General features: G+C 55.4%; 18 protein-coding genes and 1 pseudogene. 4 read left to right on the top strand and 15 right to left on the bottom strand.

Annotated elements, in window-relative coordinates; genetic code table 11:
* Positions 1-11: 11 nt before the first annotated feature.
* The 7 genes from LIW51_RS27980 to LIW51_RS28010 form a co-directional block, all read right to left on the bottom strand.
* The gene (locus LIW51_RS27980; protein ID WP_227379300.1) at positions 12-950 is read right to left on the bottom strand and encodes a nucleoside hydrolase; all 939 of its coding nucleotides are present in this window, start codon (positions 948-950) and stop codon (positions 12-14) included.
* Between the two features lie 34 nt (positions 951-984).
* On the bottom strand, positions 985-2,724 hold the full coding sequence (locus LIW51_RS27985; protein ID WP_227379301.1) for an ABC transporter ATP-binding protein: 1,740 nt from the start codon (positions 2,722-2,724) through the stop codon (positions 985-987).
* On the bottom strand, positions 2,721-3,500 hold the full coding sequence (locus LIW51_RS27990; protein WP_227379302.1) for an energy-coupling factor transporter transmembrane component T family protein: 780 nt from the start codon (positions 3,498-3,500) through the stop codon (positions 2,721-2,723). The genes LIW51_RS27985 and LIW51_RS27990 overlap by 4 nt, the downstream gene beginning before the upstream one ends.
* A gap of 72 nt (positions 3,501-3,572) precedes the next feature.
* Positions 3,573-4,202 (bottom strand): ECF transporter S component, encoded by a 630-nt coding sequence (locus LIW51_RS27995; RefSeq protein WP_227379303.1) that lies wholly within the window; start codon positions 4,200-4,202, stop codon positions 3,573-3,575.
* A gap of 134 nt (positions 4,203-4,336) precedes the next feature.
* Positions 4,337-4,789 carry a universal stress protein gene (locus LIW51_RS28000; RefSeq protein WP_227379304.1) on the bottom strand — a complete coding sequence of 151 codons (453 nt, stop codon included), beginning with the start codon at positions 4,787-4,789 and terminating at the stop codon, positions 4,337-4,339.
* Positions 4,786-5,736 carry a nucleoside hydrolase gene (locus LIW51_RS28005; RefSeq protein ID WP_227379305.1) on the bottom strand — a complete coding sequence of 317 codons (951 nt, stop codon included), beginning with the start codon at positions 5,734-5,736 and terminating at the stop codon, positions 4,786-4,788. Before LIW51_RS28005 ends, LIW51_RS28000 begins: the two co-directional genes overlap by 4 nt.
* Entirely contained in the window at positions 5,737-6,570 is an 834-nt protein-coding gene (locus tag LIW51_RS28010; protein ID WP_227379306.1) for an NAD-dependent epimerase/dehydratase family protein, read from the bottom strand. It lies immediately after the preceding gene.
* Positions 6,571-6,732: 162 nt separating this feature from the next.
* On the opposite strand from LIW51_RS28010, the gene LIW51_RS28015 reads away from it, so the two are divergent.
* On the top strand, positions 6,733-7,389 hold the full coding sequence (locus LIW51_RS28015) for an MBL fold metallo-hydrolase (protein WP_255767617.1): 657 nt from the start codon (positions 6,733-6,735) through the stop codon (positions 7,387-7,389).
* A gap of 57 nt (positions 7,390-7,446) precedes the next feature.
* Here the strand turns inward: LIW51_RS28015 and LIW51_RS28020 are convergent, their stop codons facing one another.
* From LIW51_RS28020 to LIW51_RS28030, 3 genes are all read right to left on the bottom strand, one after another.
* On the bottom strand, positions 7,447-8,550 hold the full coding sequence (locus tag LIW51_RS28020; protein WP_227379308.1) for a mandelate racemase/muconate lactonizing enzyme family protein: 1,104 nt from the start codon (positions 8,548-8,550) through the stop codon (positions 7,447-7,449).
* 64 nt (positions 8,551-8,614) lie between these two features.
* Positions 8,615-9,436, bottom strand: a complete 822-nt coding sequence (locus tag LIW51_RS28025) for a fumarylacetoacetate hydrolase family protein (protein ID WP_227379309.1) — start codon at positions 9,434-9,436, stop codon at positions 8,615-8,617.
* Between the two features lie 2 nt (positions 9,437-9,438).
* On the bottom strand, positions 9,439-10,230 hold the full coding sequence (locus LIW51_RS28030; RefSeq protein ID WP_227379310.1) for an SDR family oxidoreductase: 792 nt from the start codon (positions 10,228-10,230) through the stop codon (positions 9,439-9,441).
* Positions 10,231-10,496: 266 nt separating this feature from the next.
* Between LIW51_RS28030 and LIW51_RS28035 the strand changes: the two genes are divergently transcribed.
* Entirely contained in the window at positions 10,497-11,258 is a 762-nt protein-coding gene (locus tag LIW51_RS28035; RefSeq protein WP_227379311.1) for an IclR family transcriptional regulator, read from the top strand.
* 370 nt (positions 11,259-11,628) lie between these two features.
* Here the strand turns inward: LIW51_RS28035 and LIW51_RS28040 are convergent, their stop codons facing one another.
* Positions 11,629-12,396 (bottom strand): IclR family transcriptional regulator, encoded by a 768-nt coding sequence (locus LIW51_RS28040; RefSeq protein ID WP_227379312.1) that lies wholly within the window; start codon positions 12,394-12,396, stop codon positions 11,629-11,631.
* A gap of 541 nt (positions 12,397-12,937) precedes the next feature.
* Here LIW51_RS28040 and LIW51_RS28045 point away from each other — a divergent pair.
* Positions 12,938-14,038 carry a Gfo/Idh/MocA family protein gene (locus LIW51_RS28045; protein WP_227379313.1) on the top strand — a complete coding sequence of 367 codons (1,101 nt, stop codon included), beginning with the start codon at positions 12,938-12,940 and terminating at the stop codon, positions 14,036-14,038.
* Positions 14,039-14,051: 13 nt separating this feature from the next.
* Here LIW51_RS28045 and LIW51_RS28050 read toward each other — a convergent pair.
* Positions 14,052-14,372, bottom strand: a pseudogene (locus tag LIW51_RS28050) (zinc ribbon domain-containing protein); the annotation flags it as partial.
* Between the two features lie 8 nt (positions 14,373-14,380).
* On the opposite strand from LIW51_RS28050, the gene LIW51_RS28055 reads away from it, so the two are divergent.
* Complete coding sequence (locus tag LIW51_RS28055) at positions 14,381-14,749, top strand: aldolase/citrate lyase family protein (protein WP_255767621.1); 369 nt, start codon at positions 14,381-14,383, stop codon at positions 14,747-14,749.
* A 23-nt stretch (positions 14,750-14,772) separates the two neighbouring features.
* Here LIW51_RS28055 and LIW51_RS28060 read toward each other — a convergent pair whose 3' ends face one another.
* The 3 genes from LIW51_RS28060 to LIW51_RS28070 all read right to left on the bottom strand — a co-directional run bounded on the left by LIW51_RS28060 (position 14,773) and on the right by LIW51_RS28070 (position 18,501).
* Positions 14,773-15,729 carry a mannonate dehydratase gene (locus LIW51_RS28060; protein ID WP_227379314.1) on the bottom strand — a complete coding sequence of 319 codons (957 nt, stop codon included), beginning with the start codon at positions 15,727-15,729 and terminating at the stop codon, positions 14,773-14,775.
* A gap of 89 nt (positions 15,730-15,818) precedes the next feature.
* A complete protein-coding gene (locus LIW51_RS28065; RefSeq protein ID WP_227379315.1) occupies positions 15,819-17,162 on the bottom strand; it encodes a nickel pincer cofactor-dependent isomerase, group 22 in 1,344 nt (447 codons plus the stop codon).
* A gap of 52 nt (positions 17,163-17,214) precedes the next feature.
* Positions 17,215-18,501, bottom strand: a complete 1,287-nt coding sequence (locus LIW51_RS28070; protein WP_227379316.1) for a nickel pincer cofactor-dependent isomerase, group 22 — start codon at positions 18,499-18,501, stop codon at positions 17,215-17,217.
* Positions 18,502-18,555 lie beyond the last annotated feature (54 nt).

Below are 18,555 nucleotides of genomic sequence, written 5' to 3' on the forward strand. Positions count from 1 at the left end.
GGAATGCCGCTTCACTCGACGAACGTCCGAAGACTGTCAAGTACCGTACGTTGATACGCATCTCCGTCCACCTCAAGTGCCACCTCACAATTCGGCGGCTTTTCGTATACACCGTGTTCGTCGTAGACGGTCGCGCCGTTCGACGGCCCGCCCGTCGTATCAATTTCGACGTACGCCTCCTCGAAACTCAGCGCATCGTTGACGATGTCAGCGAGAACAACTGCATCACTTGCCAATCCACCATTGTGCCCGAACTTCGAGCGTACTTCTTCGATGCTGAACTCGAGAATGGCGGCCATCGTCGGAAGAGGGGCCGTCTCCTCAGCGAGCGCCACAATATCTGCTGTATCCACGTAGACGTGCTCCGTCACATCGAGACCGACAACCTTCGGATGAGCGTCTTGAATAACTCGTGCAGCGGCGGCGGAATCGACGTAGAAATTAAATGACGCTTGTGGCGTCACGTTCCCCGTCGTTTTCAACGCGCCACCCATCTGGTAAATATCCTCGACCATATTGGGGAGGGTAGGATCTTTTGCGAGTGCCAATGCGATGTTGGTCTGCGGCCCGAGTGCCGCGATGGTCAAATCATCACCGTGATCGTCCGCCTGTTCGAGGATGAAATCGACGGCGTGCTGGTCTATTGGTTCGGTGACCGGATCAGAAAGATCCTTTCGAACCACCTCAGGAAGCCCATCTGGTCCGTGGACATGTTCGGCTATCTCGAGTTCGTCCGCAAGCGGTCGGTGGGCACCCTTAGCGACAGGAACGTCCGTTCTATCGACCAGTTCAAGTAATGATAGCGTGTTTTGCGTCGCGTTGTCTACCGTCGTGTTACCTGCCACCGTTGTTACACCGACAACGTCGATGTCGTCTGCGGCCAGAGCAATGAACAGTGCGATTGCGTCGTCGTTTCCTGGATCTACGTCCAATAGTAGTTTCGTACTCATGTATTTCGTGTAATCGTGTATTTTCAAGGTAGTTCTATGGCGATACACCGTCAGTTGAAACGCCGATGGCAGCGAGCAACTCATCAATTGAGAGGAGCGAACCGACACCAAGTTCGAGACTTAGTCGCGTGACCGTCGGTGGATGGACATTCGAGCGAGCGAGCGTCTTTACATCACCCAACACATCACGTGTGTCGCCATCCGCAATAACCTGTCCTTCTGCGAGGAGAACGGTACGGTCGGCGTGTTGACGCACGAAATCCATGTCGTGCGTGATGATGACGACGAGTTTCCCTTGTTCGACGAGCCTGCCGACGAGGTTCCCAAGTTGTTTGTGTCCGAGAACGTCCTGTCCACTCGTGGGTTCGTCGAGGACGACCACTGGGGTGTCCATAGCGACGATAGAAGCCACCGCGACGCGCTTGCGCCACGGTTCACCGAAGTTATAGGGGTTCTCGTCCCGTCGTTCATCTAATCCAAGTAGCTCCAGCGCCTGGTTGGTCGTCTCCGCTACTTTCTCGTCGCTGAAGCCGAGGTTTCGTGGCCCGTATTGTATTTCTTCTTCGACGGTGCTGTGAAAGAGCTGATCATCCGGATTCTGGAAGCTTAAGCCGACATGGTGAGCGAGCTCTGCGGTGATGTGCTCGCGCGTATCTTCACCACGAATGTATACTACGCCCTCAGTGGGTTTGAGGAGTGCATTCAAGTGCTTCACGAGCGTAGATTTTCCTGCGCCGTTCTGGCCGATAAGGCAGACACAACCATCCTCGAGCGAGAACGAGACGCCGCGGACCGCCTCGACGCCGCTCGGGTATTGGTGGTGCAGGTCGTCGAAGACGATATCAGCGTCCCGATTAAGGGGTTCGTTCGACGGTGAGGCACTGTGGCCGCCATCAGTTTTGCTATCAATAAGTTGGTGGTCTCCGACGCGACGAAGTTCTGACAGACAGCCAGATTCGGTCATCGGAAGGGGTTCGTCGGCCGCGACGACTCCGGCGTCACGAAGCCGATGACTGATTTTGACCAGGTCGGGAACAGGCACTGGAAGCCCCTCATCGATGGCTTGGACGAGGACGTCGTCCGGCTGTCCGTCTAACTGGATTCTGCCATCGTCCATAACAACGAGTCGGTCAAGGTGGGGTATCAGTCGTTCCAACTCTTGGCTGACCATCACGATGGTGTAACCCTCGTCGTTCATCGATCCAACCACGTCGATCACCTCCTCAGTACCTTCGGGGTCGAGTTGCGCCGTCGGTTGTTGGAGAACCATCACATTAGGTTGCATCGCAATGACCGATGCGATGGCTACACGTTGGCACTGCCCGCCGGAGAGTTGCATTGGGTTGCGGTCGGCGAGATCTTCGACTCCAATGGCGGCGAGGCTTTTTCTGGCCCGATTGCGTATCTCATCACGAGCGAGTCCGTTACTTTCGAGTCCGAACGCAACCTCCTCGAGAACGGTCGATGTCGCTCCTGTAAGTTGGTTGTATGGGTTCTCGAAGACAAATCCGATCTTTTTCGAAAGCTCGCCAACGGTCGATTCCACCGACGAGACTCCCTCAACAGTAATGGTTCCATTGAGGTCTCCGTGATAGAAGTGGGGAATTTGCCCGGAGATGAGCCGACAGAGGGTTGCTTTCCCCCCCTCACTCTGCCCCGTGATTCCGACGAACTGACCTTCTTCGATGCTGAAGTCAATGTCCTTCACGGCGTATTCGTCGTCTAACTGCGTACCATACTGAAACGTTATATCGGTTAATTCGATCAAACTCATGCGAGAATCCTCCACGCGATTGCTACGATAACGGCGACACCGCCAAGGTACCGCAAAACTCGTTCGCCCGTCGGATCAGGAACCTCGTACAAGTACGTCCGCGGCCCGGTCGCCTGAAATCCTCGGGCATTGAGTGCTAGTGCGCGCGTATTCGCGACGATGAGCGTACTAATGAGCAGGGGTGCCAACAGCGCAACAATGGACGAGAGCCGAGTCCGAATGTCCGCCGTGGTGTCGAGACCGCGGGCCTGCTGTGCCTCCGAGATGGCACCGGCTCGGGCTCGGATTTCCGGAATTATTTGTAGCGACGCGATGAACACGTATGCTAGTTTGCTCGGTACGCCCTTCTCCATAAGCGCGATGCGCAACCGCTGTGGCTGTGCTGTCGTGGCGAATAATAGGAATGCCAGTATCAGGACGCTAATTCGAAGAAATATCAGTCGTGCCTGCTCGAATCCCGATTGCCACACGGTTACTGAACCGAACGTAAACAATGGTGTCGGATCTACTGGTTTGAGTAGGATACCTTGGATGAGCAGTAAGAAGAACGCGAACGGCACTGCAACCGCTCCATACAGTTTGAGGACGAGCTTATGCACTCGTGCGACGAACACAAACCCGAGCAGGACGAGCGCCAATATGAGTGGGATCCGATAGTCTCCGACGATGAACACCACTAGCGAGAGAGAGGTCGCGAGGACGATTTCCGTCACCGGATTCATCCTGTGTAAGATGCTCTCGCCAGGTTGGTATATCGAGATATCTGATTCAGGCATCGTAGTCTGCCTCACGTAAACACAGACGGCTACAACTCACACAAATCCAGTTCATATCTTTTCTTGAACCAACTATGAATATATATCTTGCCCCTGAGGAGGCAGGTACCGAGTCGGAACTGACTTCCCGATAAAGTACGCAACGAAGGCAGATCCGCCTTTATCGACGAATTCGACGGCTAACTGTGCAGTGGCGGCGCTTTCGACGAGGTCTCGACCCGTCGCAACGAGCGTGGCGGTGATCAGACTTGTCCCTGAGCTCGTGACGCCGCCAAACACAAGGACGACGATGGGTGTCGCGATGATGGTGGCGACCACTGTGAGAACGATGGCCGGAACGACTGTCTTTTTCACGCTATCGAACCACCCTCTGCGAGCTAAGAACCCCGTGACGAGGCCGATTGCGACCGGAACTGGCATGAACGCTAGTTGCACTGGGTTACCGAGCATCGCTTGGATGATGTTAGCAAGACCACCGGTCAGTGCGGCCGCCCAAGGCCCGGCAAGGATACCAATAAGCATCGTCCCAATATTGTCGAGGAACAGCGGGAGCTTCAGTGTACTCGCGATAAACCCCCCGATTGCGTTGATGCCGATACCGAGGGGGATCAGCACCCATGTCGTAGTCGAAAAGTCCTCCGAAACGTTCTTGCGGAGTCGTTCAATGCGACTCGTACCAGCTGTAGCACCTCTGCTTGACATTATGTACCAAGATTGAGTCTGGGATGATCTATATTAAACGTTTGGATTCGCTCGATCTGGAGCACTATTGACTTTTTCTGGGCAAATCTGATCGGCACCAGTTGTTCTAATGAAGGTGGAAACATCTTCATCCTTTACACGGTTCTCACCATGACGAACCCGTCGAAATTCAAGATTACCGACTGGGCTGTTTCACCGAACAGCGCCTTTCCCGTCGGCGACCGCCTTCGGTTGGTGACGTAGATGTGATCACAACCGTGATTCTTTGCGACGTCGATAATCTTGCTCGACGGGCGGGTAGTTTCAATCCGCTCTCCAATAGGGAGATACTCCACCCCCAGAGGATCGAGAACCCGATTCCCAAGGTACTCTGCAAATCGGTGGACGGTCTCGGCCGTCTCGTCAGAGTTGGCATCAGCGAAGCCCTCCCACTGTTGCATCGCGTCCGCCGACACGTTCTCGCTCCCGTCGAAATCGAGTGCGAGTACGACTACCTCGATGCCCACGGCAGCTGCGATGGTGCCTGCTTCCTCCAGCAATTCTAGATCCGTTTCTGTCGGCTTAATGACGGCAAGTATTCGCTTCATGAGTTTTGACCGGGCATCAGCCCTTCCAAGCTGGACATGACGACTTCATGGCACTGCTTAATGTCGACGTTGAGCGCGACGGTACAATTCGGCGGGTTTTCGTAAACGCCGTGTTCGTCGTAGACGGTCGCGCCGTTTGACGGCCCGCCCGTCGTGTCGATTTCGACGTACGCCTCCTCGTAGGTTAGGGGGTCGCCGAGGATGCCAGCTAAGACCACCGCGTCGCTTGTAATAGAGCCACCCTCTGCAACCGTTCCATCCGGTCCCTGCGCCTTGTATTCGAGAATGTCCGCGACTACGTCGCCGTAGGTGCCTCGACCGCGAAAGCGTTCTCGTGCTTCCGGTGGGAGGTACGCCGGTTCGGTTACGTCAAGGCCGACTGTCGTCGGCCAGCCATCCTGAACGACCCGTGCCGCGGCGGCGGCGTCGACGTAGAAGTTGAACGACGCTTGGGGCGTTACGTTCCCCGTCGTCTTCAGTGCGCCACCCATCTGGTAAATGTCCGAAACTTTGTCGGGGAGCGTCGGGTCGAGAGCCATCGCCAGCGCAATATTCGTTTGTGGACCGACCGCGGCGATAGTCAGGTCGTCACCGTATTCGTCCGCCTGTTCGAGGATGAAATCAACAGCGTTCTGGTCAATCGGTTTGGTGGACGGCTCTGGAAGTGCCTCGCGAACAGTCTCCGGCATCCCGCCGGGACCGTGGACATACTCGGCCATCACGAGTTCGTCCGCGAACGGTCGGCCTGCACCCCGTGCGACTGGAATGTCGGTTCTATAAACGAACTCCAACAGTGCGAGGGCGTTTTTCGTTGTGTTCTCGATAGTCGTGTTTCCCATAACCGTCGTGAGACCGACGACTTCTACGTCGTCGTTTCCAAGCGCCATCAGAATGGCGAGGGCGTCGTCGATGCCAGGATCAACGTCAAGCAGCAGTTTCTCGGCCATCTAACGGACCTCTGGCGGAGCGTCCCACTCCTCGCTGTTGTCCTGTGGATTGTATCCGATGACGTCCCGCCCGTGCTCGATACTGAACCAGCGACGGTCGTTATCGCTGACGCCGTAGAACACGTCAAACTCCACGTCCTCGTCTCGCAGGCAACACTCTACCTGATGAGCGAGGTCACGACGAGACTGCCACATTGCCTTCATTCGGGCAACATTCCGATCGTACTCCGGGCTATCGCGCTCCCACTTCCCTTCGTCGACACCGTGTTCGGCATCTCCATAAGGGTGGTCGTACTCCTCGTGACGAACTATACAGATACGAAGTGCGTAAAACTGCTCCGGGTAGTCATAGTTCTCGACGTAGTACCGGCCCAGATCCTCGTCGAATGACTTCGATGTCCCATAGTAGGAGTCGGGGCGTCGTGGTGAATCTTGATCGACTAGCAATTCGAAGTCCGGGTCGTACAGCTCAGGGGCAAATTCCACTTCGTACATGCCCACGACGTGATTAGTGGAGCCGATAATGAACTTCGGCACGCCCGCATCTCTGGCAGCTTCGAGCGTGTTGTACATTCCGATGATGTTATTTTGCAGTATCTGTTCCCACGTACCGTCGGTTTCCGGGTAGCCCGCGAGGTGGATAACCACGTCTTGATCGTCGAAAGCCGGACGCATCTCTTCGTAGTTCGAAACATCCGCGATGAACGTGTCGTACTCCTCGTGTTCCGACCGATCGAGGTAGGTAAACTCGTATTTATCGCGGTTCGCGAGATGGTCGATGATGGCCGTTCCGACGCGGCCGAACGCACCCGTCAGTAGGACGTTCTTGGTCATGTGCTGTAGCAGACCGTTTATCGGCACCTCATAAAAGTGTTCAGGTCAAACTACGTCGGAACAGTATTATGATTAGGGAAAAGAAGGGAAGCTATGTCGTCAGTTGAATCACCCTGCCTCAGGTACTACGGACTATCGTCGTTTGATTTAACCGACGGAGATGTGCGAATACTCGTCGATCCATGGGTCATCGAACCTGAGTGGATTGACGTTACGGTATCGGAGTTCGAGGATGTTGACGCAATCTTCGTCACACACGGAGCCTACGATCATCTCGGGGACACCGTCCAAATAGCAGAGGCGGCCGGTGCGACGGTATTTACCGAACCAGCCGTCGCCGATCACCTCGTGACCAAGGGTGTACCGGAAACAAGTGTGAAGCGAGTCATCTGGGGCAACACATTTGAAGTGTTTGGGGTTGAAATACGCGTTCTCGAAACTCGTCACATCTCTTACTTCGAATCGGACAGTCACCGACTGTCGGGGATGCCCCTCGGGTTTCAGTTTGAGTTCTCCGACGTGAGCCTCTACTATGTCGGAGATACATCGTTGTTTAGCGATCTTGAACTATTCGTCAAATTGAACAACCCAGATGTTGTGATGTTACCTGTAGGGAGCGCACCGGGCGACTTCGCACCTCTTCCGCCTCGCGACGCCGCCATTGTGGCCGGATGGCTAGACGTAAAAACCGTGATTCCAGTCCATTATGTCCCGGGAAGCGACGAGGTCGATGAATTTACCGCTGAACTAGCTAACCGAGCGGGCGAAGATGCGCCGGCCGTCGTCGAACTATCAACAGGAGAACAATTCAAGCTGTAACCAAATCTGAATGACCGTTCGTCCTTCGCATATACTTCGACCCTCCTTTGCAAGCGGTCAGATACGGAATTCTTCGAGGGCATCCCGTTCGAGTTCGACGCCGTGACCGGGACGCTGGGGAAGTTGTATCATGCCGTTCTCCGGCTCGATCGGGTACGTTAGCACGTCATCGAACGCCTTCACGTCTGAATCGCGGTAGAAGTATTCGATCCAGAGACTGTTTTCGATAGCCGCGAGTAGTTGAATGTGTAGATCCCAGTTGTAATGCGGTGCGACTGGAATGTCGTGGCATGCAGCCATGTCGGCGACGCGCATCCACTCAGTAACACCGCCAACGACCGTCACGTCCGGTTGAATGATTTCGACGGCGTTCTCACGGAGCAGATCGGCGAAGCCATAGCGGCTGAACTCCAGTTCACCGCCGGCGACAGCGTAGTCGAGTGATTCGTTAATCTCCCGGTAAAGGTCGAGGCTGTCGGGCATCACCGGTTCTTCAATGAAGTAGGGGTCATACTCGGCAAACTTGCGGCAGGCTCTGACGGCCTCCTGCTTGTTCTTCCACTTTCCGTTCGCATCCATGAGGAGCGTTCGGTTTGGGCCAATGGCCTCACGGGCGACGCGAACTCGCTCGACTTCCTCTTCCAAGGACTTTCTACCAACCTTCATCTTGACCACATCGTGGCCGCGGTCGACGTAAGTCTCCATCTCCTCACGGAGACCGTCAAGACCCTTCCCTTCGCGGTAGTAGCCGCCACTGGCGTACGCCGGTACCTCATCGACGTGTCCGCCGAGCAGTTTGTAGAGGGGCATTCCGGCTGCTTTTGCCTTGATGTCCCAGAGTGCAGTGTCGATACAAGAGATGGCCCTGACCATCACACCCTTCCGACCGATCTGCACCGTACCGTCGAACATCTCACGCCATAGACGCGACGTATCGCGGGGATCTTCACCTTCGACGATCGGCGCGAGGACACTTTCGACGGCCTGCGCGACAACGTCAGCACCGCCGTAGCCGAGGGTGTATCCAACTCCCTCAGTGCCGTCCTCTGTTCGGACGTAGACGATTGCGTGATCGCGTTCCTCGACGACGCGAGTCGCGAAGGCAACGGGTTCTTTCAATGGAATCGATACGGCAAAGCTCTCGACTTCTGTGATTTTCATATGTATCTTTTACTGTTGCATCGGATGTCTAAAATCTTTCTAACACCGGAATGACGCTTGAGCATCATCCGACCACGTCCGAACTGACGGTACCGACGCGCTCTACCTCGGCTCTGACGCTGTCGCCGGGAATGATGTGTTTCGCCCCGGGCGTCCCCGTCGAGATGACGTCGCCCGGTTCGAGCGTCATGATCCTCGAGTGGAAAGTTACGAGTTCGTGCGGCGACGTCATCATATTTCGAACCTGGTTTTCCGCGGCAACCTCCTCGTTGACGATGGTTCTCACCGACAGTTCATCGAGCGATCCAACTTGGTCGGTGGTAACCAACGAAGAACCGAACATGAGGAAGGTGTTGAAGCTCTTTGACCGAGTTAAAAAGCGCGGATTCCGCTCTAGGATATCCTCCGCCGTCATGTCGATGATGGGCATATATCCTGCGATGACATCATCGACTCTGGCTTCGTCCACGTCAGAGCACGTCCGACCGATAATCAGAGCGAGTTCGGCCTCCGCAGTTACGCGGTTCGTGATATCACGCGGCGGGAGTCGAATTGAACCCTCAGGGCCGATGACCGCCGTGGCGGGTTTCATGAAACTCGCCGGTTCAGGCGGGCTGTCTTCGTTCAAGTCTGACGCATGGTCGGCATAGTTCAATCCAATTCCCCAAAGTTTTCCTGGGCGTTCCAACGGTGCGCTGAACGAAAGCTTTTCCTCGGGGATGCGGCGCGCAGACGCCTCATCCGGTGTCGGTAGGTCGCCCGCAGCCGCAAGCGGAAGGGCGTCTTGAATCTTCGTAAGTGATGGATCGGCGGATGAGAGCGGAACGAATCCGTTGTCATCGCCGAGCATAGGTTTACCGTCTGTCGTTCGTGCAAGTCGTGTCATGGCTACAGGTTGGATGCACCTTGTCCTCCGTCAATCGGGATGGCAACCCCGTTGATGAAGCTCGACCGCTCCGAGGAGAGGTAGGCAACGGCGTCGCCGAGTTCCATCGGGTCGCCGATCCGACCAAGTGGATTAATGTCGCCCTTTGCGTCGAGGCCATCCTCGTAACTGTCGTACTCTCCTCGATCGACGGCGGCCTGGATGAGTTCCCGCTGGCGGGCCGTCTCGTGCGGCGCTGGGAGAACCGCGTTTGCTCGCACGTCCGGTGCTAGCTCCTTCGAAAGCGTTTTTTCGAGACCGATAACGCTCATACGAACGGCGTTCGAAAGGACGAGCGACGGAATTGCCTCCTTGACGCTTCGAGACGTGATCGTGACGATGGTTCCGCCGCCGTCTTCGCGGAGGTATGGGGCTGCGTTGCGGACGAGGCGGACGACGCTCATCACGAGGAGGTCGAACGCACTGTACCAGTCCTCGTCGTCCATCTCCATGAATGAACCGCTTGGTGGGCCGCCTGCGTTGGTCACGAGGTGGTCGATTCCGCCGAACTCCTCGACTGTCCGGTCAACGAGTCGCTCAATATCGTCAGAGGTCGTCAAGTCGCCACGCACGGCGAGAACGTCACCCTCGGCGACCGCCAGGATATCGTCTTTAGCCTCCGCGAGGTTCTCCTCGCTTCGACCGTTGATGACGACATTTGCACCCTCACTCGCGAGTGCTTTTGCCGACGCCTTTCCGAGACCACTGCTCGATGCTGTGACAAGAGCTACATTTCCATCTAGTTCATAGTCCATATTCGACAAGAGAGTATCTGAGGCACCGCATGTAAAAGCTTTCGCCGAACTACATTCAAAATCCCGTTTAGTATTGCTAAACAGATTTTAGGAGGTGGGCTTACGGTGTTTCGACCCGTTCAAAAAGAGATTCCGCCAACAACACGCGGATGAGACGCACGAGCGTTTATATACTATTATATAGACAGAAATAAAATACTATATGTGTATTTACATTTTTAGAGCAGCTAAACAACTTTTTTGTAGTTGGATACCCCTCAAGGGATATGGGACGCGCAAAAAACCCGGTACAGGCCGTGGGAACCACCGCCACCATCATCAAAAAGTTAGCGGAACTCAATGGAGCGGGGGTGACCGAACTCTCGAACCACCTCAACGTCACGAAGGGAACTGTTCATAACCATCTCACGACGCTGGAAGAGAACGAATTGGTCGTGAAAGACGGAGACAAATTTCATTTAGGACTCCGATTTTTCGAGTTCGGTGAACAAATAAAAAACAAGCACAAAATTTGCGAAGTGGGAACGCCAGAAGTAGAGAAACTCGCCGAGAAAACGGGTGAACTCGGCAACATCCTTGTCGAAGAGCACGGACGAGGCATCTACCTCTATCGCGCCAAGGGAGAAAACGCCCTCTCGCTCGATACGGGCATCGGTTCCCGGGTCTACCTCCACCAGACAGGGCTTGGAAAGGCTATCCTCGCACACACTCCGGAAAAACGCGTTGATGAAATCATCGACGAACACAGTCTCAAACCAAGCACCAAACACACCCATTCGACTCGCGAGTCCCTCTTCGAAGATTTGGAACAAATTCGTGAGCGTGGGTACGCACTTGATATGGAAGAACGGGCCGAAGGAATCCAATGTGTCGCAGCACCAGTGATCACGAACGACGGTACTGTTCGCGGTGCGGTTAGTGTTGCGGGGCCTGCGAGCAGGATGCGTGGTGATTACTTGGAATCGAAGGTTTCTGACATGGTGATGCGTGCCGCGGATGTCATCGGTATCAACCTCTCTTATAGCTGAGCTCCTCGTGTTTTACTCTGCTAAACGCCACGTTATTTCTGCACTCATATCTCCTCTCGCTTTCTATTACAATACTATATTTGTAATGGATGTGCGCCGATTTCAGATTTACTGTATTAATTTAAAATAACGCATCTATTGTATTGATATATAATGCCATAAAAACAGAACCGCATATGTTCCATACTGTAATAGTAGGTGAATCCGATTCCTGTAGTCCACTTTTGCGTTAGACAGCACTTTCCCTATCTATTCGTAAATTTTCCACATATTAGAACTCCCAACCCAGAAATAGCTACCTAATTGCCTGAAAATAGCAGGTTAAGGCGGTGATTGATCCGATAGTGAGGGATTCAATCATGGGGAACAGCTACGAGTACTTGAGGTTGAGTTCGATAACGTTTGCTGCGCTGCGAACCTTTTCGGGAATCTCTCGGTTGTAGCGGTCAGATTTCATTCTGCTTGAGGGTGCAGAAACGCTTATAGCACCCTTAACTGTCTCCTCAGAGGATTTGATGGGAGCTGCAACACAGCGTAGTCCTTCGAGGCGCTCCCCCTGATCTTGGGCAAATCCATCCTCTCGAATCTGTTCCAATTCTTGATAAAGATTCTGACGGTTAGAGATTGTATTCGAAGTGAGCTTCGGCATCCCATGTCTGTCGAGCACCGACTCGACTTGTTCCTGTGGCAAGTACGCTAGAATGGCCTTACCGAGTGCAGTGCAGTGAAGGGGTGCTTGGAGGCCGGTGTAAGTATCTAGATCGACTGCTTGGTCACCTTTTGAGCGATCAATATAGATTAGCACCCCTTGTTCGCTGACCGCAAGATTAGCCAACTCGCTGGTCTCTTCCGCCAATCGTTTAATTTCCGGTTTAGCAATCTTGTAAAGATCTAGTTGATTACGGACGTACCCTCCGAGTTCGAGGAACTGCAGGCTGAGCTGGTATTCCTTGTCTTGCTTTATCACGTATCCCTCATGTACAAGGGTGCTAAGATGGTTGTGGACTGTGCTTTTTCCCATGTCCAATGAGTTCGCTAACTCAGTAATTCGAGCTCCATCTTGCTCCTTCAGTGCATGAATGATTCGAAACGTCTTTTCTGTGGTTCTTACTCGATTTCCACCGGTTGTTTTGTTCATGCATACCTCTTTCTGCCCCACTACTTAACTATTGTTCTGATATGTGGAACATCACCGTTAGCAAAGTACAGAAAATGGTGGCTAAATAAGATGAAATATACTAATTGAGGGGGCGTAGGAGAGTACTACGTTCCCTTATGGGCAACCGATAAAGTGTTCTGTATAGCTGAAAATACCGAGGTTGACACTATCGTAGTATGTACTGAGAGGAAAATAATTTTAGAGTCATATCTTAGAAGAGGATAAAAGGGTTTTACCGTCTATGAAGCTTCAGTCTCTCTGGCGAGCTTCGGGCCTATTAGCGATCTTGGTATAGATCGATAGCGCTTACCTCCGTCTTCAGGTGGAGGTCGAGCGATAGTCACGATCGCAATAAGGCGAACTAGCTCATCCTTCTAACTTTGAGTAAAATTTTGGCAGTGGATGCCAGTTCACGTCGAACGTCTGCGGTAGTTAGAGGGGGTGAGTTGACTCCTCGTTACTGAAAAATGTCTACTAAGCAGTGACAAACTACAAGTAGAAGTCAGATCACTGGAAATACATGGTAACGTATAAAGCCGGTATCATCGGTACTGGTGGCATTGCCGGTATGGGAAGCTTGGGTATGCATGACCAGGAGAAGATTGGCAAAGAAAAGTTCCGAGCCAGCCACGCTGGGGGCTACCACGAAGCAGACGGTATTGAACTGGTGGCCATTGCTGATGTAGACAAGGAGAAACTCGAACGCTTCGGCAAAGCGTGGGACATCCCTCGCGAGCGCCGCTACATTGGACATGAAGCTATGCTTTCAGAGGAGGATCTTGATGCAGTTTCTGTCTGTACGCCTTCGTACCTCCACCACAAACCCGTTATCGACGCCGCACAGTCTGCAGCATCTCCGGGCGTTATCTGGTGTGAAAAGCCCATTGCGGCGAGCGTCGCCGAGACTGAGGAGATGATTGACGTCTGTGATGAGGAAGACGCTGAACTCATTGTCAATCACTCGTTCCGTTTCACCGATAAGATTCAGACGCTACGCGACCTCATCCAGAAGGAGGGCATCTTGGGGAATGTCCGTTCAGTCAGCGCACAGTTCCGTCGTGAACTCATGCGGAACTCCACACATATACTAGATATGTTAGCTTATCTACTCGACGCACGCGCTGAGCAAGTGAGTGGATATATCAATGGTGAAAATGATGCCGTAGAGGCGCTCGATGGTACATCTGTCGACGACTCAGGTGGTGGCGGCCACATAGTTATGGACGATGGCACATTCGCCACTGTCGATTGCACAGTTGCTCGGGATATCTCCTCGATGGCGCTCACGTTCATTGGTACTGGAGGGAAACTCTACCTCAACAATGATGATGGTGAATGGCGCTACTGGCGCTTTGAAGAAGGTGAACATATTGAGGAAGAACTTCCCGGTATCGAAGGTGCCTGGTCTTGGGAAGAAGATTACCGCAATGCCTTCCCCAACGCCGCCCGCCACATCGTCGACTTACTTGAGGGTGAGGCTGAGCAGAATTACTCACCTGGCGATGAGGCCGCTTGGTCACTTGAAATCATCATCGCATTCTACATCTCCCACTATACGGGTGCGCACGTCAACGTACCCCTTGACCGACCGTTACGCGACGTAACGATCTCTTCCTGGTGAACGAACCCCGCGGTCAAGCCGCGGGGCTTCCTGCTTCGACGACGTGCTTTGCATCCACCCGTCCCGAGTGACGAGCGAACGCAGGGAGCACAGTCTCCACAGGCGGTGATTCGGACCGTCCCGGCCCTACATGAAGAGAGTTGAGTCCTCTGTCGAGGATGTTCTTTGCCGCGTTTAAGTCCCGGTCTTCGGTGTATCCACAAGACGGACACGAGTGTTCGCGTACCCACAGCGGTTTCGACGTTTCCACACCGCACTGGTTGCACTCTTTCGTGGTTCCTCGGGCGTCTACTCGAACGACGTGGGTTCCGTACAGTTCGCCTTTATATTCCAGCCACCGGCGTGGACGACTACACCGAACGTCAAAACGCGGAGACGACCGTCATCGTCCACATCGAAGGCGAACGCGGCGTCGAAAACCTCGACGACATCCTCGCTGTCGAGGGTATTGACGTCCTGTTCCTCGGTCCGTACGATATGTCCCAGTCGCTCGGCATCTCGGGGCAAGTGCGCGATCAGTGCGTCGAGGATCTCATGCAGGAGGTCTGTGACCGCGCGACCGAGGAGAACAAGGTCGTCGGGACGTACGCCGACGACCCCGAAATGGCCAACCAGTGGGTCGACGCGGGCGCCCAGTACGTCGCCGTCCACGTCGACGGCGCCATCTTGACCCACGCTTTCCAGGATCTCGTCGAGAGCGTCGACCGCTGACCAGAATTTGTCGAGCGATTTCTTCACTCCGCCGTCTGTTCGAGCAACCCCTTCATGTAACCCGTCGCGTAGAGGCGTCCAAGCGTCATATAGCCCGGGTTGTCGTTGTCCTCACCGGTCATCGTCGGAACGTGGTCGGGGCGGGCGGGACCCTCGAAACCGACATCGCGATAGGCCTCGATGCAGGCGAGCATGTCCGTCGGGCCGCTGTCGTGCCACGTCTCGACGAAGCGTTCCGCGTCGCCCTCCACGTCGCGGAAGTGAACGAAGTTAATGTGGTCGCCGAGCTGGCGGATGGTCCGTGGAACGTCCGCTCCCATGGCGGCGAAATTCCCCTGACAGAAGGTGATGCCGTTGTACTCGCTGTCGTAGAGATTCATGATGCGTTCGTAGTTCTCGATGCTCGTGACGATGCGGTCGACGCCCCGAATGTTGCCGAGCGGGGGGTCGTCGGGATGGAGCGCAAGCTTCACGCCCGCCTCCTCGGCGATGGGCACAACCTCGTTCAGGAAGTGCTCCAGACCCGCCCAGAGTTCATCGGCCTCAACGGGCGCGAGGTTTTGGTCGGGGGCGTCCCGCATCAAGTCGTGGTCGTAACCCGTCGTGAGCGACCCCCCACGGGCAGGGATGGCGGTCGAGGTCCGCGCCCAGCGCTTGCCCGCCATCCAGTCGTAGGCGACGACTGGGACGTCGAGTTTGCCAAGATGAAGGAGGTACCGTTTGAAGCGCTCGATCTCCTCGTCGCGACCCGCGCGGCCGAGACGGGTGTCGTCAGAGATAGGGACACAGCCCTCGATAACTTCGACGTCGAGTCCGTAGTCGCTGAATCGCTGTGTCAAGTCAAGGAGCTCTTCATACCGCCAGGGACGGGAGTTATCGCCGATTTCGAGTGTGTGGACGACCGCCTTATCGACGCCCATCTGCTTCGCGAGATCCCATCGTTCGTCACGTACCGGTGGGAGGATGAGTGCTGGTTCCATGCAGTGTCAGATATCTGTGGACGGGGTGGTATTGAGGTTTTCTCTTAATTCACGGCCATTTCCTCGGCGACCGACCCCGTGCTCTGGGCTTACCCGTCGGTGGCGAGGACATCCTCCACGAACTGGCCGTCGTCTAGGTCGATGGGTTTGGGCTCCGAAACAACCCGAAGGTCGTCGCGCTCGCGTGCTTCCGCTATCAATGCGGGCGAGACAGCCACTCGCCCGAGCCGCATTGTGTCGCGGATGCGGACGATGCGTACCGCCTTGCGTGCGCTGACACCGATGGTCGAGAGACATGCGAGGAGACCCGCCCGATCTGTCTCGACGGCTGGTGGGATGCGGGCCCCGCGGGGCGTAGAGGCGGTGAGGGCGTTTACAAGCGTATCGGAGAGATCCGTCGCCTCGAAGAGGTTAGCGTGAATAAAATCGGCTGATCCGATCCCCACGGCGTTCCCATGTGAAGCCTCGGTGAGGTCGCGGACAAAAATACGGCCGATATCGGGTTTTTCAGGCGCTGGCTCGGGCCCGAACACGAGCCTGCCGATGACGTTCGTGTCCATTCCTGCACCGGAAATGTCCTTGCCCATACGATCGATGACGAGAATATCGACCTCGTCGAATGGGATTGTCGGGAGATGATCGTAAGCCTTCGCCAAGAGTTCAGCTTCACGGTTGAGGAAGCCTTCAGGTGGAACACCTTCGATGATGGTAGTATCGTCGTGCTCATCTTCAACGATGGCCACTCCGCCCACGACCGGAAGTTCCTCGATGAGCAGGGACGCGATTTCAGGGAGCATGTTACGGAAGCTCCAGTCCATGGCCCACTCGTGAGCGGTCTTTGCACCCCATTGTTTGCCCATGCCGATAACGAGCATCTTCGAGAGACCGCTCTCGACGTTCCCCTGGAAGTCAGTGTGGGGTTTCACCCGGTTGATGGGAACGATGGCGTCTGCGGCGGCGGCGTTCGTGTCGGCGTGGACTTCGACGCCGCGACCGGGAGTCACACCCACGACGGTTGTCTCCATCGTCGCATGGATCTCACAGCCAATGGTGTCCTCAGTGATGCCGATCGATTCGAGCATTTCACGTTGGCCTTGGGCGGTGGCGCCGCCGTGACTACCCATCGCGGGAAACACGAACGGTTCGTACCCCCGTTCACGGAGTTCCGAGCCGACGCTACGCACAATGGTGGGGATGTTTGCGATGCCACGACTGCCCGCACCGATGGCTACCTCGCCACCCTCGGGGACGTCTGCGAGGTCAAATGCGTCCACGGCGACCGCGGCATGGCCCGCGAGTGCGTCCGCCGAAATCGGATTGGTTTCCCACACCTGTTCGATGACGCCAAGTTCGGGGAGTGGATGATCGCCACAGGCCTCGATGATCGTCTCTTCGGAGACCGGCCGAGGGCCGGCAGGGGTACTCTGCTTCATGTGGCCGTAGTTTACCCTCACCGACAAAAACTTGGCGTTGACAAGTTTCTCACTACGTTTCCTCAAACAGGGCCTCCCCATCCTCGAAGGTAAGGCGTTCCCATGCATTCACCGAGACATCCCCGGCCTTACCGACGAGGGCCTCCGAAATGCGGAATTCGAAGAGATGACCAGTGTCACGGATCCAGACGACGCGGATTTGCTCGGGATCGTAAGGACCAACCGAGGCAAGCGCGGTGTTCAGTGCGTGCTCGTCTGTGGGGAGAACGAGCGGGATGGCCGCTTTCGAGAGGGAATTGCTCGTAATGATGTTCGTGTAGACCTGCTTCAGGTCGAGCTCTTCGACCAGTGACCGGCGAGTCACGTCCGCGAGGCCGATACCGGCGCCGTTCCCGTGAGTCGCTTCCGTCAGGCCGCGGACATAGATGCGCTTGACGTCGGGGAATTCGGGGTCGTCCGTGTTCAACACGTTATAGCGGCCAATGACGTTCGTATCCATGCCCGCTCCGGAGACGTCTTTTCCTATTCGGTCGACGACAAGGACGTCAAGTTCATCATACGGTAGCGTCGGCATGTACTCGTAGGCACGCTCAAGGAGTGGTGCCTCACCGTCCGGCAGTTCGCCGATCGGGATGCCCGCCACCTCGGCGAGTCTGTCGTGAAAGTTCTCAACGAGGGCGATACCTCCGATGAGATTCGATTGGGAGCGTATAACGTCGAAGGCATCGCGCAAGATGGTCTCATACCCCTTGACGACGGCGTGTTCGTGAGCCTTCTGGGCACCCTCCTGCTTCCCAAGGCCGACGACCGCCATCTTCGTGAGGCCACTCTCAAAGGTGCCCTGAAAGTTTGTGTGCGCCTTGACTCGGTTTATCACTATTGTCGCGTCCGCTTCGAGGGCGGCCGTTGACCAGTTGACGGGGAAGCCGTGATTCGCCTCATCGAGTACCGTGGTTCCTGTACGCGGGTCGATGGGACAGCCGAGTCGCTCCTCGGTGATGTCGTAGGAGGCGAGCACCTCGCGCTGGCCCTGGGCGGTGGCGCCACCGTGACTGCCCATCGCAGGAACCACGAACGGGGTAAATCCCCGATCCTGCAGTTCGGTTACGACGGCAGTGGCCACGCTGTCGATCCGGTCGATGCCGCGGCTTCCAACGCCGACTGCAATGGACGCTCCTTCTTTGAACTGGTCTAGAGGGAGGGTTTGGATTTCGTCACAGGCGACTGCTTCCGGATGGTCGAGCTCTGGCGAAGTCGGATCGTAGTGCACCCGAGCGAACCGGGGTGGCGGCACGTCGGTGACGACGGAGTTAATCTCGTGCGCTTCCGGAAACTCCATACCTTGCCTCGGATAGGTAGTCACTTAAACAATTGTGCGACTAGCTAATCAGTG

It is taken from the genome of Haladaptatus halobius, assembly GCF_020618475.1.
Classification (GTDB): Archaea; Halobacteriota; Halobacteria; order Halobacteriales; family Haladaptataceae; genus Haladaptatus; species Haladaptatus halobius.